Source organism: Pseudomonas sp. GW821-FHT11G12, assembly GCF_058808055.1.
In genome coordinates, this window is the sequence record NZ_JBXARH010000005.1 from 37,046 (window position 1) to 62,973 (window position 25,928).

The following is a 25,928-nucleotide window of genomic DNA, read 5'->3' on the forward strand; positions in this document are numbered from 1 at the left end:
CTGTTTCTGAATTACTTAGACGAGACTGAATCATGGCCCTCGACATTCACGCTCACCGCATCCTGATCCTCGACTTCGGTTCGCAGTACACCCAACTGATCGCTCGCCGCGTGCGCGAGATCGGCGTGTACTGCGAACTGCATCCGTTCGACATGGACGAGGAAGCCATTCGCCAATTCGCGCCAAAAGGCGTGATCCTCGCCGGCGGCCCCGAGTCCGTGCACGAAGCCAACAGCCCGCGCTGCCCGCAAGCCGTGTTCGACCTGGGCGTACCGGTCTTCGGTATCTGCTACGGCATGCAGACCATGGCCGAGCAACTGGGTGGCAAGGTTGAAGGTTCCGAGCTGCGTGAGTTCGGTTATGCCCGCGTTGACGTGGTCGGCAAGAGCCGCCTGCTCGACGGCATCGAAGACCACATCGACGCCGACGGCCTGTTCGGCCTCGACGTGTGGATGAGCCACGGTGACAAGGTCACCAAGATGCCGGAAGACTTCCACATCCTGGCCAGCACCCCGAGCTGCCCGATCGCCGGCATGTTCAACGACGAGCGCGCTTATTACGGCGTGCAGTTCCACCCGGAAGTGACCCACACCAAGCAGGGCGGTCGCATCCTGTCGCGCTTCATCCTCGACATCTGCGGTTGCGAAGCGCTGTGGACCCCGTCGAAGATTGCCGAAGACGCCATCGCCAACATCCGCGCGCAGGTCGGTACCGACAACGTGCTGCTGGGCCTGTCCGGCGGTGTGGATTCCTCGGTGGTTGCGGCGCTGCTGCACAAGGCCATCGGCGATCAACTGACTTGCGTATTCGTCGACAACGGCCTGCTGCGTCTGCACGAAGGCGAGCAAGTGATGGCCATGTTCGCCGAGAACATGGGCGTCAAGGTGATCCGCGCCAACGCTGAAGACCAGTTCCTGAACAACCTGGCCGGCGAAGCCGATCCGGAGAAGAAGCGCAAGATCATCGGCCGTACCTTCATCGACGTGTTCGATGCCGAATCCTGCAAGCTGGACAACATCAAGTACCTGGCTCAGGGCACCATCTACCCGGACGTGATCGAGTCGGCTGGCGCGAAAAGCGGCAAGGCTCACGTGATCAAGTCGCACCACAACGTGGGCGGCCTGCCGGAAGAGATGAACCTGAAACTGGTCGAGCCACTGCGCGAACTGTTCAAGGACGAAGTGCGTCGTCTGGGCCTGGAACTGGGCCTGCCGTACGACATGGTCTACCGTCACCCGTTCCCGGGCCCGGGTCTGGGCGTGCGGATCCTCGGTGAAGTGAAGAAGGAATACGCCGACCTGCTGCGTCGCGCCGACCACATCTTCATCGAAGAACTGCGCAAGGCCGACTGGTACCACAAGGTCAGTCAGGCCTTCGTAGTGTTCCAGCCGGTCAAGTCGGTTGGTGTTGTCGGTGACGGCCGTCGTTACGCCTGGGTCGTGGCCCTGCGTGCCGTGGAAACCATCGACTTCATGACCGCACGTTGGGCACACCTGCCTTACGAACTGCTGGAAACCGTCTCCGGCCGCATCATCAATGAAATCGAAGGCATCTCCCGCGTCACTTACGACGTGTCGAGCAAGCCGCCGGCGACCATTGAGTGGGAGTGATCCCGCACAAGCCATGATGGTTTGAAGCAAGGGATCAACAAAAAGCCGCGTGAAACAATGTTTCACGCGGCTTTTCTGTTTCTGGCGATCAGACGTCGATTACAACGGTTTGGACCAGCCGGCCAGTTTCATGCCTCGTTCATCGAGGGCCTTCAGCAGCGCCTGGAGATTGGCGAAGCGTTTTTCATGCACGGTGGGCCATTCGGGCCGTTCAATGAATACGCGGTCGGATTCGAAGCGAATATCAGTTTCCACGATCAGGTTGGTGCGGTTGCGATGAACCAGGAGTGTGTTGCGCAGCTTCTTGGTCAAGGTATACATGCCAGGTCGGGAAAGTAACTGTTCAATCTCTGAGTTCGTCCGCGCATACCACGGCGTTTCGACTTGCAGGCGCAGGTCGCCTTTGACGAGCGCTTCATTCTTGCCCATTTGATCGCCGAGACTTTTACCGGGATCCGCTTCGATACCACCGGACTGACCTTCAGCGACATCTTCGGCGCGCAGACCGACGGCGCCTTCCAGCTCACTGACACCGGCAACGCCTTCAAAGGTGTTGGAGTGGGAATTTCCCACCAGCGCCACCCAGTTATTCGGCCCACGAGCCGCCTGGTCGGCCTCGATCACGGTGTGAGCGTAGTAGTTCATCATTCTCTGGCGCGCCGACAGGTCAGCCGTTCTCATTCCTTCAACCCGATAGCTGGCCAGGCAATCGAGGGCCTGAACGCGTATTCCGTTGCGATTGGCTTCCTTGACCAGATTGAGAAAGGTGTAGCGTTGCAGCGGATCGGTCATGTGACCGCTGTCGAGCTGAATCAGGTAGTTCTCCAGATCCCGCGGCATGACCGACGTCCTGGCGTAGTTGTCCAGTGCGGCTTGATGGAAGTCCGTGAGCAGGTGCTCGGAGTAGAGGGTCTTCACACCTTTGTTGGCCAGGGTTTGCATATTGTCGATCAGCCATTGTTTGCTGCCGACACCGGAATGACTTTCGCCGATGACCAGCCCACGAAATTCTGCGAATACCCGCTCGATGAATGTTTGCCCCGACAGTCCTGCTGTCAGCGAATCCATCGACGGACGCACCGGCAGGCGCAATTCGGCATAGAAGCGCACCGCCGCCTCGTGCAGTTGCCCTCGCAGCGTCTTGAAAGTATCGAGAGGCGAGTTGCCGCTCCATGACTTGAAGGCGTCGCCCAGCAGATGGCTGTCGTTGCCCCGGGCAACATTTTTCAGTTCCGCCCGCGCCTGCACCGGAATCTCATACGGCGAGGTAAAGCGAGGTGGATCCTTGACCATCAAGTCCGGGGCGGGCGGCGCTTCTGTCACCGGGATGGACGGTTGAATGTCTGGCAACTGACCGGGCGTGGCGGTTGGGTCAATACGCACGCGTACCTGTGTGAGACCTTCATGTTCAATGGCTTCCAGCAATTCATGCAGGCTGTCGAAGTGACGTCCGCTGACGGCTGACCACTTAGGCCGGAGGATGGAGAAACCGGCGGTGTCCTGCTGGATCGGCGTGCGCACCAGGCTGCCATCGCCGCTTCGGTGAACAAGGGTGGAAGGCTCCTGCACCATGAACATGCCAGGCTTGGGCAACGCCTCCTCCAGTGAGCGAGCGGTTGCCGTCGGTGGCGGGGCGCCCAGTTGCAGGCGCAGGTCACTTTTCAACTCGTCCAAGGGACGTCCCAGGATGTCCTTGATCTTTTTTCCCGGGTCGGTGGTCAGTCCCTGAGTCTGACCGAGCGCGCTTTCCTCGACACGCAGTGCGACCGTTCCTTCCAGCTCACTCAGCCCGGCGACCGTGTCGAAGCGGCTGGCACGAGCCTCATCGACCAGAGCTATCCAGCGATGAGAACCCCGCGCGGCCTGGTCAGCCTGAATCACGGTGTCCGAGTAGTAGTTCATCATTTTCCGGCTGCTGGCCTCGGTTGTGCCCTCCATCCGTGGGAAACGCCCGCTGGCCATGCTGTCGATGGCTTGCACGCGGATGTGGTTTTTCTGTGCGTTTTTTACCAGTTCGGTGTAGGAGTGCGGTCCGGCCGGATCGGTCTTGAACTGAACGTCCAAAGTCTTCAGATATCGTTCGAGGGCGGGCGGCATCTTGCCGGTCTGATGGAGAACATCCAGATCCGTTTGATGGAAGTCCGTGAGCAAGTGATCCAGGTAAAGGGTTCTGACTTTTTGCTTGTTCAGTGCCTTGAGGTTCTCGACCAGTAGCTTTCGGGCACCGATCACCGAGCTGTCCTGACCGATCACCAGACCGGTGCCGTCCTTGAACAGACGCTTGGTCATTTCAGTGAACGGTGTCGTGGGTTTGAAGGCTGGAACCAGCGGCCGCGGCGGGAACTCGGCGCTGGCATAGGCGCCGATGGCATCGTCGTACAGGCCGCGACGCAAGGTTTTGAAGTCTTGGTAGAGGCGGTCGCTGCTGTCCTGAGGATCCAGGGGGAAATCGTCCACCTGCGCTTCGGCAACAGGTTGCAACGCCGGCCGTGAGGTCTGCGGGACGTCATACGCCAGCGGCTGCACCTCCACTTCGGGCAGCGGGTCGGCGGTGTGTCCGAAGGGCCACTTGCCGAAAATCTTCATGCCGCCCTTGAGGCCAGGGCGGGCAACGGGTTCCCATCTGAGTGCTTCGTTCAAACGGACCGGGACATTGCGGTAAAACGAGAAAGGATTGGCGGGATCGACAATCACCCAGCCGCGTAGTTGCTCGACATAGCGCACCTGGTAAAAGCCGTCTCTCCCCACGCGGCGCATGTAAATGTACCGTTTGCCCGACGCGGCCAGGATGATCTCCTGCAATTTGGGATCGCCGGTTTCGACGCGGGTGCCCTCCGTGATCTCAGTCTTGAATGAGGCGAGAAAATCCTCTGGCTGCGCGGGCAGGATACGTGTCGGGGCGATCTCCTCCAGCGGGGGCAGAGAGGGACGGGCAAGCACCGCTTCGGCGAGTTTTTCTTCCGGTTCGAAGACCGTACTGGCCTCGGCTATTTCTGGCAGACGGCCACTGCCCTTGAGGAAGGTGGCGTTGAACAGGGTATCGATTGTCGCGAAGATGGCGCCCGTCACGGCAGCCTTGCGCTCGCCGGGTGTCTTGCCATTGACCGCCTGATCAATCTGCAGCCCGACGTTGGCAATGCCGGCACCCACGACAGCCAGCGCCACGGGCCAGCCGACAGCGGCCATCGGGCCGAACATGCGACCGAAAGCATTCAGATAGCCGACCCACAGTTTTTTCCGCAGATCGCCATTGGTGTGCATCATGAACGTGGCGTCGCTGATCATTCGGGTGTGCGTGGCGCTGGCGAGGAAGGTGAAGGCATCGTTCTTGAGCGTGTCGCTCGTGTGTTCGATCAGAGAGTGATCGGCGCAGTCCCAGGTGCTGACCAATAGATCCAGGACATGATTGAGTCCGACGTTTTCGACATGCGGTGGGCGGAATATCTCGACGACCAGATTAACCCCGGGATTCAAGACCGAGAGCCAGCTCGATTTCGCGGCATCGCGCCATGAGGTGTCTTCCATGACATCGTGGTCGGCCACCTGAAAGTGCGCGAGGAAACGTTTGCGGTCTGCCGGTTTTCGGGTTTGCGACAGCACCCACCAATGCAGGTCCCTGGCCGTCTCGAAGGCGTGCAGACCCCACACTTCCCCCGGGGTGTAAAGGATCTTGCGGCCATTGCCGTCGGCGATGCACAGGATATCGGTCGCCACGTAACCGCCGACTTTCAGCAGGCTGAGACTCATCCCCTTGGCGGGCGCCGCATCCTCTTCCAGCATCTGTAGCGTGACGGGCCAGCTTACATTGCCGGCGACGGCCTTGATTACGGTTCGGAAGTTATCGTCCGACAACCGGCCTCCCTCGCGATCCTCCATGGCCTGGGCGAGAAAGGTGCACTTGGCCAGGCTGCGGAATGTGCGGGTGTGCTTTTTCCAGAACGAGGCGACCTTCTGATTGAAAAGATCGGCAAAGTTGGTCGCCCAGAAATCCTTCAATACCTCATTGCCATGCAACCGCACTTCATTGGTCTCGTCGAAGTCCTCGACGTCCGGCCCGGCCGTGTAGAAGCCTCCGTCGACGTCCAGCATGTCGGAGTTGTCCTGGTCACCGACGCGGAAACGCTGGATCACCAGTTGCGGCAACGTCATGGACTCGGTTGGCCTGGCGCCATGGTGTTCCCACCCCGTGAAGGCTTTCCAGCTGCTGCTGGAGTACTTGAAGCGGTGCCAGTAAACCTGTTCGGGATCCAGATGATTCACGCCATGTTTAAGCAAGATATCTCTGGCGACATCACAGGCCATTTCGTACATGTCGGGGCATGACTGAACCAGGGCGGGCACGAGGTTCTTGAGTGCCAGTTTGTCGGCAACGTTGGGTAATTCAGTGTTTTCAGATGTGTCCACGGTCTTTCCTTGAGGGTGGTACGGATAGGGACCGGATCATTTCAGGGGACGTAGGACGGGTCTGTCGGCAGTTGGGTGTATCAAGTGTCGGAACAATAGGCATGGCGTATGGGAAAACGATCGGGCTAGGGTACGAAAGCTCTGGGGGATGGGCGCTTGAGTCCCGTTTGGCATCTTGAGGAACTGCGGCCAGTCGCCGCGCTGCCCTTACTGTTTCTCATCTGCAGGTGTATCGTATTCGCCCTTTACGGGCCTGCGGGCCCGCCGCAGATACGTGAGGTAGTTGAGTTCATGTCCTTTACCCGTCGCCAAATCCTCGGTGGCCTGGCCGGTCTTGTTGTCGTTGGTGTGGGCGTGGGGGGCGCGTCGCGTTACTGGCTGGGCAAAATGGCCGATGCCGACGCGGGTCATGACTACGAGTTGATCGCTGCGCCACTGGACGTCGAGCTGGTGCCAGGGCACAAGACCGAAGCCTGGGCGTTCGGCCCGTCGGCGCCGGGCACCGAGTTGCGTGTGCGTCAGGGTGAGTGGCTGCGTGTGCGTTTCATCAACCATCTGCCGGTCGCGACGACCATTCACTGGCACGGCATTCGCCTGCCGCTGGAAATGGACGGTGTGCCGTACGTCTCGCAATTGCCGGTACTGCCGGGCGAATACTTCGATTACAAATTCCGCGTGCCGGATGCCGGCAGCTATTGGTATCACCCGCACGTCAGCAGCAGCGAGGAACTCGGTCGCGGGTTGGTCGGGCCGTTGATTGTCGAAGAGCGCGAACCGACCGGATTCAAATACGAAAAAACCCTGAGCCTGAAAAACTGGCACATCGACGACGAGGGCAACTTCGTCGAGTTCAGCATTCCGCGCGAAGCGGCCCGTGGCGGTACGGCGGGGCGACTGTCGACCATCAACGGCGTGCCTGCGCCGGTCATCGAGCTGCCGGCCGGGCAGATCACCCGGGTGCGCCTGCTCAATCTCGACAACACCCTGACCTATCGCATCAATATTCCCGGTGTCGAAGCGCAGATCTATGCGCTGGACGGCAACCCGGTCGAGCCGCGGCCGTTGGGCAAGGAATACTGGCTCGGCCCGGGCATGCGCATCTGCCTGGCGATCAAGGCACCGCCGGCCGGTGAGGAACTGTCGCTGCGCAACGGCCCGGTGCGTCTGGGTACTCTGCGTTCGGTGGCCAACAATGACGCGCCGACCGAATGGCCGAAGGCATTGCCCGCCAACCCGGTCGCCGAGCCGGACCTGGCCAATGCCGAGAAACTCAACTTCAATTTCGAATGGGTCGGTTCGGTGTCGGTGAATGTCGACAACGGCAAGCCGCCGAGCCTGTGGCAGATCAACGGCAAGGCCTGGGACATCACCGACAAGACTTGCGCCGACCGGCCGATTGCCAGCCTGAAACTGGGCCAGAGCTATATTTTCGAATTGAAGAACATGACCCAGTACCAGCACCCGATCCACCTGCACGGCATGAGCTTCAAGGTGATTGCGTCGAACCGGCACAAGATCGTGCCGTACTTCACCGACACTTATCTGCTGGGCAAGAACGAGCGCGCACAAGTGGCGCTGGTGGCGGATAACCCGGGTGTGTGGATGTTCCACTGCCACGTGATCGACCACATGGAAACCGGCCTGATGGCCGCCATCGAGGTGAAGTGATGCGCCAGATTCGCCCCGCGGCGATCATCGACCGCAGCCGTGACCGCGATTTCATGCGTGAAGCATTGGCGTTGGCCGCCCAAGGCGCGGCCCTCGGCGAAGTGCCGGTGGGCGCGGTGCTGGTGCAGGATGGCGAGATCATCGGTCGTGGCTTCAACTGCCCGATCACGGGGAGCGATCCGAGCGCGCATGCGGAGATGGTTGCTATCCGTGCCGCCGCTCAGGCAGTCAGCAATTATCGCCTGCCGGGCAGCACGCTCTACGTGACGCTGGAACCGTGCAGCATGTGCGCCGGGCTGATCGTGCATTCACGGATTGCACGGGTGGTGTACGGCGCGCTGGAGCCCAAGGCCGGGATTGTGCAGAGCCAGGGGCAGTTCTTCACTCAGGGCTTTCTCAACCATCGAGTGCTGTATGACGGCGGGGTGTTGGCGGAAGAGTGCGGGGCGATGCTGACTGAGTTCTTCAGGGCGCGACGCGCGAAACCTGCAGACTGAATAAAAAACTGTGGGAACGAGCATGCCCACTCCCACAGTTTTTTAGTGTTCGGAAGATTTACTTCTTCGCGACGATTACGGCCCGCATCGGCGCCGGCAACCCTTCGATCGTCTTGCTGTGATCTTCCGGATCAAGGAAATCGCTCAGCGACTGATACTTCATCCACTCGGTCCCACGCTGCTCTTCAACAGTGGTGGTGCTCACGTCCACGCATTTCACATCCGTAAACCCGGCACGACGCAACCACAGTTCCAGCGCCGGCACGGACGGCAGGAACCACACGTTGCGCATCTGCGCATAACGGTCTTCCGGCACCAGCACCTGATGCTTGTCACCTTCGACCACCAGCGTTTCCAGCACCAGCTCGCCACCCTTGACCAGGCAATCCTTCAGCGCCAGCAAATGCTCGATCGGCGAACGACGGTGATAGAACACGCCCATGGAAAACACCGTGTCGAAGCCTTCCAGATTCGGCGGCAGGTCTTCAAACGGGAACGGCAAGTGCCAGGCATTCGGCTCTGACAGATAACGCTGCACCGCCTGGAACTGGCAGAAGAACAGCCAATTCGGATCGACGCCGATCACGCTGTCGGCGCCGGCACCGAGCATGCGCCACATGTAATAGCCGTTACCGCAACCGACATCGAGGATGCGTTTGCCTTTCAGGTCCAGATGCGGAGCGACTCGCGACCACTTCCAGTCCGAGCGCCATTCGGTGTCGACGTGTACGCCGAACAAATCGAACGGCCCCTTGCGCCACGGCGACAGGCCCATCAGCGCGGTGTGCATCTGCGCGCGGGTTTCGTCGTCGCAATCGGTGTCCAGCTTCAGGCCATCGAGCAGGTCGACTTCGGTCGGCTGGATTTTCGGCAAGGCGTCCAGCGCACTTTGCCAGCGCTCCAGATCGCCGTGGCCCTTCTCCATTTTCTTGTCGAGCTGTGCTTGCAGGGTGTTGGCCCATTCGGCCAGCGGCGTGCCGGCCAGACGGCGGGCGAGGGGGGACAGATCAATCATGGCAAGGCAATCAACGAGGCAAAGTTAAGACACTGGAACCACGGCACGACTTTCGAGAACCCGGCGGCCAGCAGGCGTTCGCGGTGTTCTTCGAGGCTGTCGGGCTTCATGACGTTTTCGATGGCGCTGCGCTTCTGGGCGATTTCCAGTTCGCTGTAGCCGTTGGCGCGTTTGAACGCGACGTGCAGGTCGGTCAGCAGCGCGTGTTCCTCGGCATCGTTGAAGCGCAGCTTCTCCGACAGGATCAGCGCGCCGCCCGGCAGCAACGATTGGCGAATGCGCGACAGCAACGCCGTACGCTGCTCCGGGGCGATGAATTGCAGGGTGAAGTTCAGCGCCACCACCGAGGCCGGTTTGAAGTCGAGGGCGAGGATATCGCCTTCAATCACCTCGACCGGTAGCAACTCCTGGAACATCGAATCCTGACCGTTGAGGTATTCACGGCAGCGCTCAACCATCGCTGCCGAGTTATCCACCGCGATCACCCGGCAACCGTCTGTGCGTACATGTCGGCGCAGGGCCTGAGTCACGGCACCCAGCGAAGCGCCGAGGTCGTAGAGCACGCTGTTTGGCTGAGCGAACTGCGCCGCAAGCACGCCGAGGTTCTCGACGATGGTCGGGTAGCCCGGCACCGAACGCTTGATCATGTCCGGGAACACCCGCACCACGTCTTCGTTGAAGGCGAAGTCAGGCACCTGGGCCATCGGCTGGGCGAAAATGCGATCGGGTTCTTTGCTCACGGCGGTTCCGGCGGTGTCGATGAAAAGGCCGGCATTTTAGCCAAAGTAGCGCGCGGGTGCTTGGGTGTCTGATAAAACGAGGGGATGGCGAAGCGTGATGACTCAAAAAAATGATTGGGTGGCCAAACAACGGATAAAGATGTTTGGCCACTCAGGATTCAAGCGTGAATCATTTGTCGTTGAACAGGACGATAAAGACCGATTTGCCGGTGATCTTGAGCTCCTCTGTCCTACTGTCTTCACCCTTGAAATCAAAATCGAGTTCTAAATGCAGCTTGTCTGTACTGTTTTCCACGACCTCCAACGTCAGGGAACCGCTTTTGGCGTGATACTGATATGAAGTCGTGAAGTTCTCATTTTCACCCGTCTCAAAATAGTAAAGGGAGGGGAATTTTGGATCTGTCGCTGAGTACTGGCCGGTCGGGGTATCTTTATCCAATACAAGCACGATGCCTTTTTTGTTTCGCTCGGAGTAATCGCCAGTATTGGCCCGTGAAGCGAACACAACATTGTTGCTGTGTTCGTCAGCCTCGAACTGAACAACCTGAGTACTAAGATCTACTCGGTTGGAAACCGTTGCAGTGGTTTCTGCGCTGACAGTAATGAAACGCTGAGCAGCGCCCCGTTTTTTGTTGCTTTGAAAAAAGCTCATGTTGTTCTTCCTTGGGTTAGAGAGGTGGTTGATGACGCCACTCGAATCCTAATTCCGCAGGAGGAGGCGGGGGTACTGTCAGATATGACAGTTTTTAAGAGCTTTTAGCGATAGATGAAAGCAGCGTTCTCATCATTTTGATTTCTGATTGAATGCCGACGCTGCAATCCCCCACTGCCCCAGCCAGTAACTGAGGATGATGATGTAGGGCGCCGCGTTGAACGGTGAGACAAACCGGTTGATGCCGATCACGCTGTCGGAGAACACGAACGCCACTGCCCCGCCCGCCGCCAGCAGTGCCGAACGTTGTGGTACGCCGCTGCCGAGTCGGGCCAGTGCGCGCCAGAGCATGGCGCTGATGGCGGTGCCGTAGACGATCACCGGCACGGTCAACGGCCCGAGTCCGCTGCCGATCAATATGCCCAACAGCACGGCGCCGACGCTGAGCGCCAGGATCAGCGGGAGCAGGGCCAAGCGTCGGCAATCGCTGAGGTAAGCCTTGAGATACGCCAGATGCGCGACCAGAAACGCACCGAGGCCGAACACGAACAGATCCCCCGGCCACGCCAGCAACACATCGCCGATCAACGAGAAAATCAGACCGAGGCTGATCCAGCGGCGATAGTCGCTGGGCGGTGCATCATGCAGCCAGCCCAGCAACGCCAGTACCGGCAGCGGTTTGACCAGCAGACAGAGCAACGCCGCGTGGGTGCTCACGCCATAGAGAAAGGTCGCTGCGCCCATCAGCGCGAGGATCAGCCAGCCCACGGTCAGTTCACCGAGATCGCGCAGTCGAAGGTTTCCACCGGCTCGACTTCAGGCTCCCAGGGTTGCTGCGACGTCAGGCGCAAGCGCCCGGTGCCGGGAGCAAAGGCCTGGAAGCGCCAGGTGGAGAAACCGCCCGCGCCGACCATGCCGGAATCTTTCGGACTGCTGTAAACCTCGGGGCTCAGCGCATGCAGCACGCCGCCGGCCGAGTCTTGAATGGCCCAGCGGTAGCCGGTGGTCGGGTTGCTCGGGAGCATGACGGTCAGGTTTTGCCCGTTGGTCAGTCGCACCGGGCATTCGCTTTGTTTTTCCACGGTCACGTTGGTTTTCGGTTGCGTGGCGCAGGCGGCCAGCAGGGCGAGGGACAGCGGGACAAACAGGCGAAGGGGGGACATGGATTCAGTGGCTCCGGCGTTGGCGACGAACGGCGAGCATAACTGAAGATGAGACAAAGTGTGACAGCGCCACCCCTCACCCTAACCCTCTCCCAGAGGGAGAGGGGACCGACCGAGGTGTCTTTTGGGGTACATCGACCTGAAAGATCGAGTTGATTATGGATTCAACGCATAACGTTCAGGTCGGCGTATGGCTGAAGCATCGCACGGTCAGCTCCCTCTCCCTCGGGGAGAGGGCTGGGGTGAGGGGGGAGCGATGGCTGCCCCCTCGATAGCTCAAGACGAAATCAGAAAAGCACCTTCGCCACATCCGCAAACTTCTTGGCGAAATGCACGGTGATCCCTTCCTTCAGGTAATCCGGCAGTTCCTCGAAGTTACCCCGATTCGGCTCCGGCAGAATCAACTCGAAAATCTTCTGCCGCCGCGCCGCGATCACCTTCTCACGTACCCCGCCAATCGGCAGTACATGCCCGGTCAGTGTCAGTTCGCCGGTCATTGCCACGCCTTTTTTCGGCGGCTGATTACGGGCGAGGGAGAGCAGGGCACTGGCCATGGTCACGCCGGCGCTCGGGCCGTCTTTCGGCGTGGCGCCTTCCGGCACATGCAGGTGGACAAAAGCCTCGTCGAAGAATTTCGGATCGCCACCGAAGGATTTCAGGTGCGAACTGACGTAGCTGTAGGCGATCTCCGCCGACTCCTTCATCACATCGCCCAATTGCCCGGTAAGTTTGAAACCTCGGTTCAGGGTGTGAATCCGTGTGGCCTCGATCGGCAAGGTCGCGCCGCCCATGCTCGTCCAGGCGAGACCGGTAATCACGCCGGTGCCGGACAACACTTGCTCGTTGCGGAACACCGGATGACCGAGGGACGCTTCGAGGTCTTTCGGCCCGATCTTGATCACCGCTTTCGGGTCATCAATCAGCTTCATCACCGCTTTGCGCACCAGTTTGCCCATCTGCTTTTCCAGCTGGCGTACGCCGGCTTCACGGGCGTAGCCGTCGATCAAGGCTTTGAGCGCCGTGTCGCTGATGCTCAGGCTGCCCTTGGACACGCCGGCCTTTTCCAGCAGTTTCGGCCACAGGTGGCGCTTGGCGATGGCGACTTTTTCTTCGGTGATGTAGCCCGACAGGCGAATCACTTCCATCCGGTCAAGCAACGGGCCGGGAATCGAATCCAGGGTGTTGGCGGTGCAGACGAACAGGACTTTCGACAGGTCCATCCGCAGGTCCAGATAGTGGTCGAGGAATTCGACGTTCTGTTCCGGGTCGAGGGTTTCCAGCAGCGCCGAGGCCGGGTCGCCCTGGTAGCTCTGGCCCATCTTGTCGATCTCGTCGAGCATGATCACCGGGTTCATCACTTCGACGTCTTTCAACGCCTGCACGAGTTTGCCCGGCTGCGCGCCGATGTAGGTGCGGCGATGGCCCTTGATCTCGGCTTCGTCGCGCATGCCGCCGAGGCTGAAGCGGTAGAACGGCCGGCCGAGGGATTCGGCAATGGACTTGCCGACGCTGGTTTTACCCACGCCGGGCGGGCCGACCAACAGCACGATGGAACCGCTGATCTCGCCTTTGTAGGCACCGACCGCGAGGAATTCGAGGATGCGGTCCTTGATGTCGTCGAGGCCGGCATGATGTTTGTCCAGGACCTTGCGCGCGTGCTTGAGGTCGAGTTTGTCCTCGCCGTACACGCCCCACGGCACCGAGGTCGCCCAGTCGAGGTAGTTGCGGGTGACCGCGTACTCCGGCGATCCGGTTTCGAGGATCGACAGTTTGTTCATCTCTTCTTCAAGGCGCTTTTGCACCTGCGTCGGCAGGACTTTGCCTTCCAGACGCTGCTCGAACTGTTCGAGGTCGGCGCTGCGGTCGTCCTTGGTCAGGCCGAGTTCCTGCTGGATGACCTTGAGCTGTTCTTTAAGGAAGAACTCGCGCTGATGCTCGCCGATCTTGCGGTTCACTTCGGCGGAGATTTCTTTCTGCAGGCGCGCGACTTCGACTTCCTTGCGCAGCATCGGCAGGACTTTTTCCATGCGTTTGAGCATCGGCACGCAGTCGAGCACTTCCTGTAGCTCGGGGCCGGTGGCGGAGGTCAGGGCGGCGGCGAAGTCGGTCAGCGGCGACGGGTCGTTGGGGCTGAAGCGGTTGAGGTAGTTCTTCAGCTCTTCGCTGTACAGCGGGTTGAGCGGAAGCAGTTCCTTGATCGCGTTGATCAGCGCCATGCCGTAGGCCTTGACCTCGTCGGTCGGCTCGGTGGGCTGGTGTGGGTATTCGACTTCCACCAGATACGGCGGGCGATGGTGCTTGAGCCAGGTCTTGATGCGCACACGGCTCAGGCCCTGGGCGACGAATTGCAGTTTGCCGTTTTCGCGGCTGGCGTGGTGCACCTTGACCAGGGTGCCGTATTGCGGCAATGCCTTGGTGTCGAAGTGGCGCGGGTCTTCCTGGGGCGTGTCCATGAAGAACAGGGCCAGGGAGTGGTGGTCGGATTTGCTGACCAGTTCGAGGGTTTCGGCCCAGGGTTCTTCGTTGACGATGACCGGCAGGACCTGGGCCGGGAAGAACGGGCGGTTGTGGATCGGGATGATGTAGACCTTGTCCGGCAGGTTCTGGCCGGGCAGGGCGAGGCCTTTGCCGGGGACGTGGTGTTCGATGTGTTCGGCTTGGGTTTCGGTGATGTCGTCGGGGTTCTCGGGGAATTCTTGCTGGTCGCTCATGGGGCACCTGCGCAATGGGGTATGGGTGTTAGATGGGGCAGGGTTTTGGTGGTTTCAATGGGGTGGGGTGTTTCTGGTTGTGTGTTCAGGGTTTTGACAGGGTTTGGGCTTTTGGCTTGGCGGCCTTTGGGCCGACCATGCTCTGGGTGTTTTGGGTGAATATCCGTTGCTTCGGGTGCTGCGGCTGGCGGTTTCGCCCTTACGGCGAGTCCCTTTTGGCAAACGCCCCAAAAGGAACCAAAAGGTCTCGCCCCGGCGTTCGGCCCTCGCAAGCTCGAGTCCCTTCGCTCCGGCGTCCCTCCGGGGGCATCGACTTCGTCGATGAGTTCGGCTTCGCCAAACGGCGCTGCGCGCCAATCCCCGGATGAACACCTCCACTCAGCCTTCCGAAGGGGCGGGTGGATCAAGATCAAAAGCGTCGTCGAGCTAACGCTCATCCGGTTTGTTTGGGGGAGCCATGCGCGGGTTGGTCGACCGGGGAATGGAACCTGGCAGGGCGTAGGCCCTCCCGCGCATGGCTGTAACGTGATCGTTCCCACGCTCCGCGTGGGAATGCAGCCCGGGACGCTCCGCGTCCCAATCGATCTGCCAGCGAATGTGGTCTGTGGCTGGCAGGTCGATTTCGTCAGGGCGACTCAGCTGTGTGTTGGGTAGCGCTGTACTTCGACGTTATCCAGCACCCGATTCACCGCCAGTTCAGCCAGCATGATGATTTGCTGAATGGCCAGAATTGTCCGCCGCTGCGGGAGGTCGATGTGTGAGGCGATGTCACTGGTCATGAGGCTGGCCTGGGCCAGTGATTCGCAGGCGTGGACCAGCAGGCTTTCGCTGTCCTGATCGGGTGCGACCTGGAACATGGTGCTGGGTTTATGGAAGCGCAGGGTGGTGGCGTTGGGTTTCAGGTAGTGGTCGAGCGCGCGCTCGGCAGCGTCGTGGAGTTTTTTGGAGTCTGGCGATTCGTAGGGCGATGCGTCGTTTGATTCGGGGGGATTGGGTGTTGGTTTTTTCATTTTTTACTCCTCAGGAATTGGTCCATTCCTCTAATTGCCGCGACGCAAAAAGAGGGGTGGCAGCTGTACGCGGGTTCGCGGACCGACCTGAGGCATTCGGCATACCCGAAGGTATCCCGCGCACAGCCACCATAAACAAGCACTTGAGGTGCTGCTGTTAAGCGGCGGCAATTATGCCTCAGAAGTCGGGCCGCGACGCCCGTTCGCTGAATTTGCAGCGACCTCGAAAGCCTATCCATCCCGTTTCCGAGCGACAACCGACGCGACATGTCAGAAACATCCCCTCCAAACACCCTGTCTGTAGGACATACACACCCCGTGTAAAAACGCAGCCCACAAAAAAGGCGACACCCCTCACAGGGCATCGCCTTTCTCTTTACCGCCGTTACAACTTATTCCGGCAGTTTGTACGCAATCACATAGTCACCCATCTTGGTGCCCAGCGAGCCGTGACCACCCACAACGAGCAGGACGTATTGCTTGCCGTCCTTGCCGGTGTAGGTCATCGGAGTCGCTTGGCCGCCCGCAGGCAGACGCGATTTCCACAGTTCTTTACCAGTGTTCACGTCGTAAGCACGCAGGTACTGGTCCAGCGTGCCGCTGAGGAAGCCGACGCCGCCAGCGGTGACGATCGAGCCGCCCATGCTTGGCACACCCAGGGTGAAGCCGATCGGGATTGGCGAGCTGTCGCGGCTGGTGCCGTTCTTGCGTTTCCAGACGACTTTGCCGGTGGTCAGGTCGATACCGGCGACGTAGCCCCAGGCCGGGGCCTGGCACGGTACGCCGAGTGGCGACATGAACGGGTGCATGATCACCGCATAAGGCGCGCCGGTGTTTGGTTGCACGCCAGCGGTTTCGCTCTCGCGTTTGCTGCCGGCCGCGACTTTTTCGCGTGGCACCATTTTCGAGACGAAGGCCATGTAGTTCGGGCTGGTGAACAGCATCTGGCGAACCGGGTCGACCGAGACGCCGCCCCAGTTGAACACGCCGACGTTACCCGGATAGATCAGGCTGCCCTGTTCCGACGGAGGCGTGTATTGGCCTTCGTAGCGCAGTTCCTTGAACTGGATGCGGCACAGCATCTGGTCGAACGGGCTGGCGCCCCACATGGCTTTTTCGGTCAATTCCGGGGCCAGCAGGTTCAGGTCCGAACGGGCCTGGGTCGGTGCGGTGTGGTCGCCTTTCACGGCGCCTTGCGGAACCGGGATTTCCTTGATCGGGATGATCGGCGTGCCGTCACGACGGTCGAGGACGTACAGGCTGCCCTGTTTGGTCGGGGCGATCAGCGCAGGCTTGATGCCGTCGGCGGTTTTCATGTCCAGCAGGGTTGGCTGGCTGCCAACGTCCATGTCCCACAGGTCGTGGTGGGTGAACTGGTAGTTCCAGCGCACTTTACCGGTGGTCAGGTCCAGGGCGACGACGCCGGCGCTGAATTTCTCGGCGCCCGGGGTGCGGTCAGCGCCCCACTGGTCTGGGGTCTGGTTGCCCAGTGGCAGGTAAACCATGTTGAGTTTTTCATCAACACTGGCCAGCGACCACATGTTCGCCGAGTTGCGGCTGTAGATCTGGCCCGGGGCCAACGGTTCGGTGGCGTCCGGGTTGTTGCTGTCCCAGTTCCACACCAGGTGACCGTCGCGAACGTCGTAGGCGCGGATCACGCCGGACGGCTCGTTGGTCGATTCGTTGTCGGTCACGTGGCCACCCATGATCACCAGATCACGAGTAATCGCGGCTGGCGAGGTGGAGTAGTAGCCACCCGGGGTGAACGGGCCGATGCCCTGGGTCAGGTCAACCACGCCTTTGTTGCCGAAGCCTTCGCAGATCTTGCCGGTGTCGGCGTTCAGTGCGATCAGGCGGGCATCGGCGGTCGGCAGGTACAGGCGACGCGGGCACGCCTGGGCGACGGCTTTGCCGGCCTCGGAGATGACGGCGGAAGCGGCAGTTGCAGACTTTGCGTACGCGGCTTCGTCGTAGTACGACACGCCACGGCAGGTCATGTGGGCGAAGCCCTTGAAGCCGACCGGGCTTTTGATCTGCGGGTCGAAGCGCCACAGTTCCTTGCCGGTGTCCGGGTCCAGCGCCAGCACTTTACTGTGAGCGGTGCAGGCATAGAGCATGCCGTTGGCTTTCAGCGGAGTGTTTTCGTTGGTGAGCTCGACCGGGTCATCAGCAGTCGGCAGGTCGCCGGTCTGGATGCGCCAGGCTTCTTGCAGCTTGCCGACGTTGGCCGGGGTGATCTGCTTCAGTGGCGAGTAGCGGTCACCGAATTCGCTGCGGCCATAGGCCTGCCAGTCGCCATCGGGCATGGCTGGCGCGGTGCTGGTGGTGTCGGCGGTGTCGCGACCCAGTTCGCCAAAGGTTTCGCCCGGGTGGGTGAACAGGCTGGCCAGAGCGGTGACGCCGGCCAGAATCACGGCCACGGTCAGGCCGCCGGTGCCCATCGGCGCCGGGCCGTTAAGCAGCAGCGGACGACGGAACCACGGCAGCAGCATCACGAAGCCGAGGACAAACCACAGTGCCAGACGCGGCACCAGTTGCCACCAGTCCAGACCGACTTCCCACAGCGCCCAGACGGTGCTGGCGAACAGCACGATGGCGTACAGGCCCAGTGCTGCGCGGCGACGCATCAGCATCAGAATGCCAGTCAGCGTGATGCCGATACCGGCCAGCAGGTAGTACAGCGAGCCGCCGAGCGTGCTCAGCTTGATTCCCCCGGCCAGCATGGCCAGGCCCATCAGTAGAAGCAGAATGCCGAGCAGGCTCGGAAGCAGACGGCCTCGACTCGAAGCACTTTCGGTGCTCATAGTGTGGTTCTCCGTGACGTTTCAAGTAGTCCCGCGCTGTAGTCACTGTAGATGACGATTGGGCGCGGGCATGGTTCATATAAAACTTGTTCAGCTAAGTGAATCTTCTGCGGGTACCGGTCAGAACGACGACTGGATCTTGATCCCGCCGATCAGCGCGTCATCGACCTTGTCCACGCCCCCCGGATGGCGGATGTATTGCAGGTTCGGGCGCACGGTCAGCCAATTGGTGACGTGCACGCCGTAATAGAGTTCGGCGCTGTATTCGGTGTCCTGCGGCGGCAGGTAGGACGGATCGTCGTAGTCGTAGACGGCGCGGGCCTGGTTGGTCGCTTCGGCGTTCTTGCGGTAGGCCGGGTTGACGTGGACGCGAGCCAGGGCAAAGCCGATGTCGTCCTTGGCGCGGGCGTCGAACAGGCCTTTGTAGACCACGCCGGCCTGAACGTAGTTGTCGACGGCGTTGGTCTTCTTGTCGTGCATCGTGCCGTTGGCAAACACGCTCAAGCCGCGGGAGTTGTCGCTGGCGACGCTGGTGATCTGCTGCTGCACGCTGAGCCACACGCCGTGTTTGCTCGAGGCGCTGCGATAGGCCTCGCCGCTCAGGGCCGCCGGCTGGCCGTTGCTGTCTTTATAGGCGTCAGTGGCCTTGGCGTTGCTGTAGTAGTAACCGGCGCGGTATTCGCCCGGCAGGCCATTCAGTTTCGGCGTCCACACCAGTTCGATCGGCAGGATCGCGCCCTGGGTGCCGCTGCCGCTGAGTTTGAAGCCGTTGCCGCGATCGAGGTTAGACGGGTTCTGCTCATAGGCGCCGACCTGCGCGTACAACTCTGGTGTCAGGTGATATTTGACGCGCAGCGCCCATTGGCTGACCGGCCAGTTGTACCAGATGCCACCCACCCAGTTGCCGACCTGCGAGCCGCAGAACGCCAGGTTCTGGAAGTCGCACGGGAAGCTGTTGAAGTCTTCGCCTTCGCCGAAGCGGCCGACCTTGATGTCGAGCTTCTGGTCGAAGAATTTCTGCTGATACCACATCTGCGTCAGGCGGGTGGTCTGGCCACGGCCCCAGACTTCCTGGGCCGAGGTGAAGCCGCCGACGCGCGGGTCGTTGATGCGGTCATTGCTGATGTTGTTGCCGCTGCGCTTGGTCACGGTCAACTGGAATTCGGCGTCGTTCCAGCCCAGCAGTTTTTGCAGGTCCAGATGCGTACCCAGACCCCATTGATCGCTGTAGCGTGCGGTGCGGTCGTGGTCGTAGCCGCCGTGCAGGTTGCTGCCCATTTCGCCGGTGTAGTCGAGCTTGAAGTCGATGCCTTTGGCCGAGAGTTCGCTGCGGGTGCCGTTCCAGTCACCGAGCATATACGGTGATTCACTGTCGAAGGCCGGAGCGGCCTGGGTGCAGGTGACGAGGCCAAGGGCGGTGCAGCCGCCGATCAGGCGCAGGGTTGAGATAGCGCTGTCTCGGGAGAACGGAAAATCAGGCATGAAATGGGTCTTTCTTGATCTTTTTGGGGGGATGGGCTGACCGCTACGATTTGACGCAGGCAGTGAAGCGATTCAGCAGAAGGGCGGCAGGATAATGTCCCGTTACAAAAACACAAAGTGCTTTTGCAGACATGAACCCTTTCGGATTCGGTAACAGTGCGGCAATCGATCACATTGCCGGGGTTGATCGAGCCTGCGATCTTGCACGGTTCACCTACATTTGAAGGAAGGCCTTCCACCGGCACAGCCCCTCGGCTAAGGTGCGCGGCTTCTGCATTTTCACTTCGCCCAAGGGCCCGGCATGAACGACCACAACCCCGATCCGCTGCACGGCGTAACCCTCGAACAGATCCTCAATGCGCTGGTGACCCATTACGAATGGTCGGGCCTGGCCGAGCGCATCGACATCCGTTGCTTCAAGAGCGATCCGACCATCAAGTCGAGCCTGACCTTTTTGCGCAAGACGCCATGGGCACGGGAAAAAGTCGAACGCCTGTACGTGAAGCTGATGCGCACCAAGCGCCCGCTCTGAGATGAACGCCGTGCGGCGGCGACACCTGATCACTTCGGCCGCGGTGCTGGGCTGGGCCGGGCTGGGGATTCAGCTGTACCTGATTTTCTTCGCTCGCCTGAGCGTTGGCGCCAGTCTGCTGGGCGGGCTGGTGAGTTTCTTCAGTTACTTCACCGTGATCACCAACACCCTGGTGGCGGTGGTGCTGACCTGCGCGGTAACGAATCGCGAATCCGCTGCGCGCCGCTGGTTTCTGCAACCCTGGGTCAGCAGCGGGATTGCCGTCAGCATTGCCGTGGTGGGCCTGGCCTACAGCCTTTTGCTGCGGCATCTGTGGCATCCGCAGGGCTGGCAGTTTCTCGCCGACGAATTGCTGCACGACGTGATGCCGCTGCTGTTCCTGGCTTACTGGTGGTTTTGCGTGCCGAAGGGCAGCTTGCGTCTGAAGCACCTGCCGCTGTGGCTGATCTATCCGCTGGTGTACTTCGCCTATGCGCTGTTGCGCGGGCATCTGCTGGGGGCTTACGCGTATCCGTTCATTGACGTGGCACTGCTGGGTTATCCACAGGTGTTCGTCAATGCAGGAGGGATTCTGCTGGGTTTTGTGCTGATTGCGTTGCTGGTGATCGGGATTGATCGCTGGAAGGGGCGGCGCCTTTAGCAGCGCCGCCGCTCGTTTCACTCTTCTTCGGAGCCTTCGGCGCGCCAGTAACCGACGGCTTTGACAAACTGCTCGTCCAGCCCGTGCTCATCGAGCAGCACCCGGCGGATCTGCCGCGAGACTTTCGTTTCTGTCGCTACCCACGCATACAGATTGCCCTTTGGCACCTGCAACTGTTTCACGGTGGTCAGCAGGCTGTCCTTGTTGTCTCCGCGCAATACCCAGATCACATTGACCTGCGCCGCGCTTTCCAGCGTTTGCTGCTCCTTGCCGTTTTCCACTTCGATCACCACCAGCGCCTTGCGATTGGCCGTCAGGCCTTCGAGGCGGCGGGCGATGGCGGGCAGGGCGGTTTCGTCGCCGATCAGCAGGTAGCTGTCGAAGATGTCCGGCACGATCATCGAACCACGCGGGCCGCCGATGTGCAGGAACTGCCCAGGTTGGGCCTGTTCGGCCCAGGTCGAGGCAGGGCCGTCGCCGTGGAGGACGAAGTCGATGTCCAGCTCAAGCTTGTCGAGGTCATAGCGACGCGGGGTGTAGTCGCGCATTTCCGGCATCGGTACGTCGCTCTTGCCGGCACCGAGCACCAGGGTTTCCAGCGCGGCGGCCTGTTCGGCGTTCTGCGGGAACAGCAGTTTGACGTGGTCGTCGGTACCGAGGCTGATGAACCCGGCCAGTTCCGGCCCGCCGAGGGTGATGCGGCGCATGCGTGGGGTCAGATCGATCACGCGCAGCACTTCCAGGCGGCGGCGTTTGATTTCATGCATCACACGGTGGATGCCTTGGGTCTGTACTTCAGTCATTCGGCTTTCTCCGGAGCAGATTGAACGGCGGGGCCGTCGACAATGGCTTTGGCGGTGTCGTTGAGCAGGTCACGCACCCGCAGGATTTCTTCCGGGCTCCAGCGCCCGTGGTGCATTTGCAGGGCGTGGCGCAGGTTATGCACCGCTTCATGGATTTCCGGCGGCCGGTCGTGGCCGCGCAATGAGCGCTTGCTGACATCGATGCGCATGCGCACGCCGTCGAGGGCCACCGCCTGTTCGCTCAGCGATTGGCGACCGGCATCGGTGACCGCGTAACGCTTTTTGCCGCCCTCGGCATCGCCGGTGATCATTTCGCTTTCTTCGAGAAACGTCAGGGTCGGGTAGATCACGCCGGGGCTGGGGCTGTAGGCGCCGTCGAACATGGTTTCGATCTGGCGGATCAGGTCGTAGCCGTGGCAGGGCTGTTCGGCGATCAATGCCAGCAACAGCAATTTCAGGTCACCCGGTGCGAATACCCGGGGGCCGCGCCCGCCGCGTTCACGGCCGTGGCGTTTTTCGAAGCCGTCACGGCTATCGCCGTGGTCGCGGTGGGGGGAATGATGGTCTCTCATTTCAGTCTTCTCTCGTCGTGTTTAGATACAACTTAAGATATATCTTTACGGCTGGGCAAGGTCTTTTTGCCCGAGAAGAAATGGCAGCTGACGAGTGGTCAGCAGGTGCAAAAGGAGCGCAGCCGGACGAATATGGGTTACTTGTTCATCCAGACAAGAATAACCATAAGGTTAAAGCTCACACTCTATTAATGCTTGAGCTTATATTCTAAAAACAATAGAAAGTGCCGTCTCGCCGTACTCTAGATGTTGTAATGTTTTTTCTTTTTAACTGTGGGTAGGGTATTGCTTACAGTCGCTTTTATATATTTTGATATTTTGATGTTTTTTCTTTCGTGTCACGAGGTTGTTGAACTACGAGCTCGTGGGAAGTTGCCTGCTTACATTCTTGAGCCAAGAGTCGATCATGCCCCGGCGTTGAACTTTCATGTTTCGGTTCTTATCGACCGGTATGACATGAACTTCAATGTTTCGATTCCTTAAAAGAAAACAGGTACTGACCGATGTTCAAGAAAATCGCAATCACCGCTTCTCTCGCCGCCCTGGCCCTGAGCTCCTCCGTGACCTTCGCCGCCGGTGAAGCGCGTCACTCCATCAGCCTCATCGCCCACGTACCTACCAATGGTTTCTACGTGGTGCCGACCGATGCAGATCTGGTCAACAAGGACCAGGACATGAGTTTCCAGCCAAGCACCGGCAAGATGCGCGAAATCAATGGTTTCTTCGATGTACGCAACAATAACGGTTCGGTTCATGCCAGCCTTGAAAGTGTTCCGCAGTTGATCTACGGGAACGAAACCATCGCACTGGAAGTACTGTTCAATAACAAAGTGCTGACCCAGACTCCGCAAATGGTCGTGGGTGAGTCCGAGTCCGATGTGAACTATAGAGCTCCGCTGAAAATCAGCGCCAAGGGCACCACGTTCAACCCGGGTGATTACACCGGTACTGTCGCAATGACCTTTGATGCCGTACCGCCGGTGGCTGGGCGTTGATCAAGAATCTGCGCTGACTGCCCGGTAGCGTTTCCCGGCGGGACAACCCCTCCCCGATTTGTCCCGCCGGACTTCAACTTGTTCGAAATCAGAGTAAGAGTTCATGTTCCCGATGACACCCATCGCGGTTGCGCTTGCACTGCTGTTTTGTGCCGGTGCGATGGCGGCCCCTGCTCCTGCGGGTACGACACCTCGCAGTCTGCTGGCGCAAGCCAAAGGTTTGCCGGCGGATTTCGAGGAGCATTTCTTCGACGTACCCCTGGCGGTGCGGGTCGAGCTTGACCAGCAACCGCTGGGCGAGGCCCTGGTGGTGCTGTCGCGCGATGATCGCATCACCCTGCTTGAATTCACCGATACCAGCGAGAACCGCTACGGCCCCGCCGAGCGGGAAAAGTGGGCTGCTTTCCTCAAGCCAGGTGTGCCGCTGGGCGATTGCTCCGGATCTTGTCCGGATGATGTGCTGGCGGTGCACTACAACCTGGAAAACTCCCTGGTCTCGATCCTCACCCGCAATGCCGAGCGCGATCTCGAGGCCAAGCGTTATCACGACCAGCCTCTGGAAGGCAGCAGCGGTCTGATGGTGCGCAACCAGCTCAATCTCAATGGTGGTCAGGATCAGGACCTGGGCGGGCGCTATGGCCTGGAGGCCAGTGGCAGCCTGGGCAACTGGAGCCAGACGTTCAACATGCAACTGGCACGCATGGGCGGCCCCGACGACAAGCTTTACCACGCCGTGCACGAGCTTTACACCCAGCGCGAGCTGCAAGGCAGCTTCTTTCGCCTGGGCTATTTCACCCCCAATTCCGAAGGCCTGACCCGTCAGCCGCGTACATTCGGCACTAGCCCTGACACGGCTGTCGGTGTGATGTACGGCAGCTCCGACAGTCTGGCCATCAACAATGCAATGCCCAGCGTTTACCCGATTTATGTCACCGCCAACCGTCAGGGTTCGGTGGAGATCTATCGCGACGGCCTGCTGATCAACACCCAGTCGGTGCCCGCCGGGTTGCAGACCCTGGATACCCGGCCACTGCCCGGCGGCATCTATGAAGTGGAAGTGCGGCTGCTCGAAGACGGGCAGATAACTTCCAGCACTCAGGAACTGGTCTACAAGCCGAACAACTGGCGCAACCTCGACGAGCGCTGGCGCTACAACCTGTTCGCCGGTGAAGAGAGCAAGCTGCTCAGCAACTGGGATCAACAGGCCAGCGGCAGTCCTACGGCTGGAGCATCGATCAACTACCTGGCGCACCCTCGGGTGATTCTTGGACTCTCGGCGCGTCAGATCCGGGAAAAACTGCAATACGGCACGTCCATCGACTGGACCCTGGCCAACCACCTCAGCCTGTACGCCAACGTCTACCAGACTCGGGATTACGGCACAGGGCTGGATCTGCAAAGTCTTTACAACTATGGCGCCGGCAGCCTGATCCTCAGCCACAACCGAAGCTGGCTGGACACTACCAACCTCTACGACACCCTGCCTGACGGCACCCGTGTGCGACAACGCAACGTGTTCGTCGGCCAGACCAGCAACTCGTCACTGGCGATCAACCATCGGCTCGATCAGCGCAACTCCCTCAACGCCCGGGTTTCTCACAGCGAAGGTAACGTCGAAGGCGTCGGCGTGGATCTGGGCTGGAACCGGCGCACGGTGCTGTTCGGCAACGACGCCAACTGGCGCCTGTCGCTGTTCGACCGGCCGGGCAGTTTCAGCAGCGGCAATGATCGCAACCGTGGTGTCGATCTGAGCCTGAACCTGGCCATCGGCGCACCAGGCCAGCAGTTGACCGGCAGCATCGGCTCTCGTACCGACCGTGACGGCGGACGCGACAACAATGCCTCGATCGGCTGGCGCAAGGACTTCAAGGATCACGTGCTGCAAAACGTTTCGGTCACCGCATTGAGCGACACCTACGGCATGGGCCTGTCGAGCCTGGCCAATTTCCGCACCGACACGGTCAATGGCGACGGTTTCGTTCAGCGTTCGTCCTACAACAACAATTTTACCGGTGGCCTCAACCTCGACAGCACCCTGGTGGTCGGCGGACAAAAGATGCTGATGACCAGCGAATACGAGATGCGCGGCGCCGGCATGATCGTCGACGTGGAGTCGGACATCGACGGCATTGTCCTGCGGGCCGATGACCTCAGTGGCGGTGGTACGGCGTTGAAACCGGGGCGCAATTTCATTCCGCTGACTGCGTACCAGAACAGCTCCGTGAGCTTCGACTTCGAAGGCAACCATGTGCCCGCCGCGACCATTACCCCGGCCCGGACCCGCTATCACCTGAACAAGGGTGGCGTGGATTACCGGCAGATCCGGGTGATGAAAACCCTGACCGTGCTCGGCCGCCTGATCGATGAACAGGGCCGGCCACTCAAGGGGCATCACGTGATCAACCACGCCAGTCGCGGGGTGACGGAAGTCGACGGGTTCTTCTCGATGGAAATGAACGCCGGCTCCCCGACCCTGGAAGTGCGCCGCGATAACAACCTGCTGTGCCAGTTCCGTCTCAACGAAAAAGACCATCGAAGTGAAAACAGCGTGCTGATGATCGGCGACCTGCGCTGCACGCCGGACACCCTGGCCGATCTCGCATCCATCGAACAGAAGGCGGGTTGAGACC

General features: G+C 60.3%; 19 protein-coding genes. 7 read left to right on the forward strand and 12 right to left on the reverse strand.

The window, feature by feature from the left end; translation table 11 throughout:
- Positions 1–32 precede the first annotated feature (32 nt).
- Positions 33–1,610: a glutamine-hydrolyzing GMP synthase gene (gene guaA / locus AC1RR7_RS16490; RefSeq protein ID WP_096818575.1), complete on the forward strand. Its 1,578-nt coding sequence runs from the start codon at positions 33–35 to the stop codon at positions 1,608–1,610.
- Between the two features lie 99 nt (positions 1,611–1,709).
- On the opposite strand, the gene AC1RR7_RS16495 is transcribed toward guaA, so the two are convergent.
- Positions 1,710–6,014 (reverse strand): membrane-targeted effector domain-containing toxin, encoded by a 4,305-nt coding sequence (locus AC1RR7_RS16495; protein ID WP_493158001.1) that lies wholly within the window; start codon positions 6,012–6,014, stop codon positions 1,710–1,712.
- 291 nt (positions 6,015–6,305) lie between these two features.
- Here AC1RR7_RS16495 and AC1RR7_RS16500 point away from each other — a divergent pair, with 291 nt between their 5' ends.
- Both AC1RR7_RS16500 and tadA read left to right on the forward strand, forming a co-directional pair.
- Positions 6,306–7,682: a multicopper oxidase family protein gene (locus AC1RR7_RS16500; protein ID WP_493158002.1), complete on the forward strand. Its 1,377-nt coding sequence runs from the start codon at positions 6,306–6,308 to the stop codon at positions 7,680–7,682.
- Entirely contained in the window at positions 7,682–8,179 is a 498-nt protein-coding gene (gene tadA / locus AC1RR7_RS16505; RefSeq protein WP_493158003.1) for a tRNA adenosine(34) deaminase TadA, read from the forward strand. The genes AC1RR7_RS16500 and tadA overlap by 1 nt, the downstream gene beginning before the upstream one ends.
- A gap of 58 nt (positions 8,180–8,237) precedes the next feature.
- Here tadA and cmoB read toward each other — a convergent pair whose 3' ends face one another.
- From cmoB to AC1RR7_RS16550, 9 genes are all read right to left on the reverse strand, one after another.
- Positions 8,238–9,194, reverse strand: coding sequence for a tRNA 5-methoxyuridine(34)/uridine 5-oxyacetic acid(34) synthase CmoB (gene cmoB / locus AC1RR7_RS16510; protein WP_493158004.1), 957 nt, complete (start codon positions 9,192–9,194; stop codon positions 8,238–8,240).
- Entirely contained in the window at positions 9,191–9,898 is a 708-nt protein-coding gene (gene cmoA / locus AC1RR7_RS16515; protein ID WP_219737186.1) for a carboxy-S-adenosyl-L-methionine synthase CmoA, read from the reverse strand. Before cmoA ends, cmoB begins: the two co-directional genes overlap by 4 nt.
- 205 nt (positions 9,899–10,103) lie before the next feature.
- Positions 10,104–10,586 carry a hypothetical protein gene (locus tag AC1RR7_RS16520; RefSeq protein WP_102620812.1) on the reverse strand — a complete coding sequence of 161 codons (483 nt, stop codon included), beginning with the start codon at positions 10,584–10,586 and terminating at the stop codon, positions 10,104–10,106.
- A 132-nt stretch (positions 10,587–10,718) separates the two neighbouring features.
- Positions 10,719–11,354, reverse strand: coding sequence for a lysoplasmalogenase (locus tag AC1RR7_RS16525; RefSeq protein WP_493158005.1), 636 nt, complete (start codon positions 11,352–11,354; stop codon positions 10,719–10,721).
- Positions 11,355–11,356: 2 nt separating this feature from the next.
- Positions 11,357–11,749, reverse strand: a complete 393-nt coding sequence (locus tag AC1RR7_RS16530; RefSeq protein ID WP_493158006.1) for a protease inhibitor I42 family protein — start codon at positions 11,747–11,749, stop codon at positions 11,357–11,359.
- 287 nt (positions 11,750–12,036) lie between these two features.
- Positions 12,037–14,460: an endopeptidase La gene (lon, locus tag AC1RR7_RS16535; RefSeq protein ID WP_493158007.1), complete on the reverse strand. Its 2,424-nt coding sequence runs from the start codon at positions 14,458–14,460 to the stop codon at positions 12,037–12,039.
- A gap of 635 nt (positions 14,461–15,095) precedes the next feature.
- Complete coding sequence (locus AC1RR7_RS16540; protein ID WP_248742658.1) at positions 15,096–15,470, reverse strand: DUF6124 family protein; 375 nt, start codon at positions 15,468–15,470, stop codon at positions 15,096–15,098.
- Between the two features lie 392 nt (positions 15,471–15,862).
- On the reverse strand, positions 15,863–18,274 hold the full coding sequence (locus AC1RR7_RS16545; RefSeq protein WP_493158008.1) for a glucose/quinate/shikimate family membrane-bound PQQ-dependent dehydrogenase: 2,412 nt from the start codon (positions 18,272–18,274) through the stop codon (positions 15,863–15,865).
- 120 nt (positions 18,275–18,394) lie between these two features.
- Positions 18,395–19,756, reverse strand: a complete 1,362-nt coding sequence (locus AC1RR7_RS16550) for a carbohydrate porin (RefSeq protein ID WP_493158009.1) — start codon at positions 19,754–19,756, stop codon at positions 18,395–18,397.
- Positions 19,757–20,057: 301 nt separating this feature from the next.
- On the opposite strand from AC1RR7_RS16550, the gene AC1RR7_RS16555 reads away from it, so the two are divergent.
- Both AC1RR7_RS16555 and AC1RR7_RS16560 read left to right on the forward strand, forming a co-directional pair.
- Positions 20,058–20,288: a VF530 family protein gene (locus tag AC1RR7_RS16555; RefSeq protein WP_007956650.1), complete on the forward strand. Its 231-nt coding sequence runs from the start codon at positions 20,058–20,060 to the stop codon at positions 20,286–20,288.
- 1 nt (position 20,289) lies between these two features.
- A complete protein-coding gene (locus AC1RR7_RS16560) occupies positions 20,290–20,928 on the forward strand; it encodes a Pr6Pr family membrane protein (RefSeq protein ID WP_493158010.1) in 639 nt (212 codons plus the stop codon).
- 17 nt (positions 20,929–20,945) lie between these two features.
- Here AC1RR7_RS16560 and AC1RR7_RS16565 read toward each other — a convergent pair whose 3' ends face one another.
- Together AC1RR7_RS16565 and AC1RR7_RS16570 are read right to left on the reverse strand one after the other, a co-directional pair.
- Positions 20,946–21,731 carry a siderophore-interacting protein gene (locus tag AC1RR7_RS16565; protein ID WP_493158011.1) on the reverse strand — a complete coding sequence of 262 codons (786 nt, stop codon included), beginning with the start codon at positions 21,729–21,731 and terminating at the stop codon, positions 20,946–20,948.
- Positions 21,728–22,303, reverse strand: a complete 576-nt coding sequence (locus AC1RR7_RS16570; protein ID WP_011335784.1) for a PadR family transcriptional regulator — start codon at positions 22,301–22,303, stop codon at positions 21,728–21,730. The genes AC1RR7_RS16565 and AC1RR7_RS16570 overlap by 4 nt, the downstream gene beginning before the upstream one ends.
- Positions 22,304–22,806: 503 nt before the next feature.
- Between AC1RR7_RS16570 and AC1RR7_RS16575 the strand changes: the two genes are divergently transcribed.
- Positions 22,807–23,298: a CS1 type fimbrial major subunit gene (locus AC1RR7_RS16575; RefSeq protein WP_102620802.1), complete on the forward strand. Its 492-nt coding sequence runs from the start codon at positions 22,807–22,809 to the stop codon at positions 23,296–23,298.
- Positions 23,299–23,401: 103 nt separating this feature from the next.
- The gene (locus AC1RR7_RS16580) at positions 23,402–25,924 is read left to right on the forward strand and encodes a TcfC E-set like domain-containing protein (protein WP_493158012.1); all 2,523 of its coding nucleotides are present in this window, start codon (positions 23,402–23,404) and stop codon (positions 25,922–25,924) included.
- Positions 25,925–25,928 lie beyond the last annotated feature (4 nt).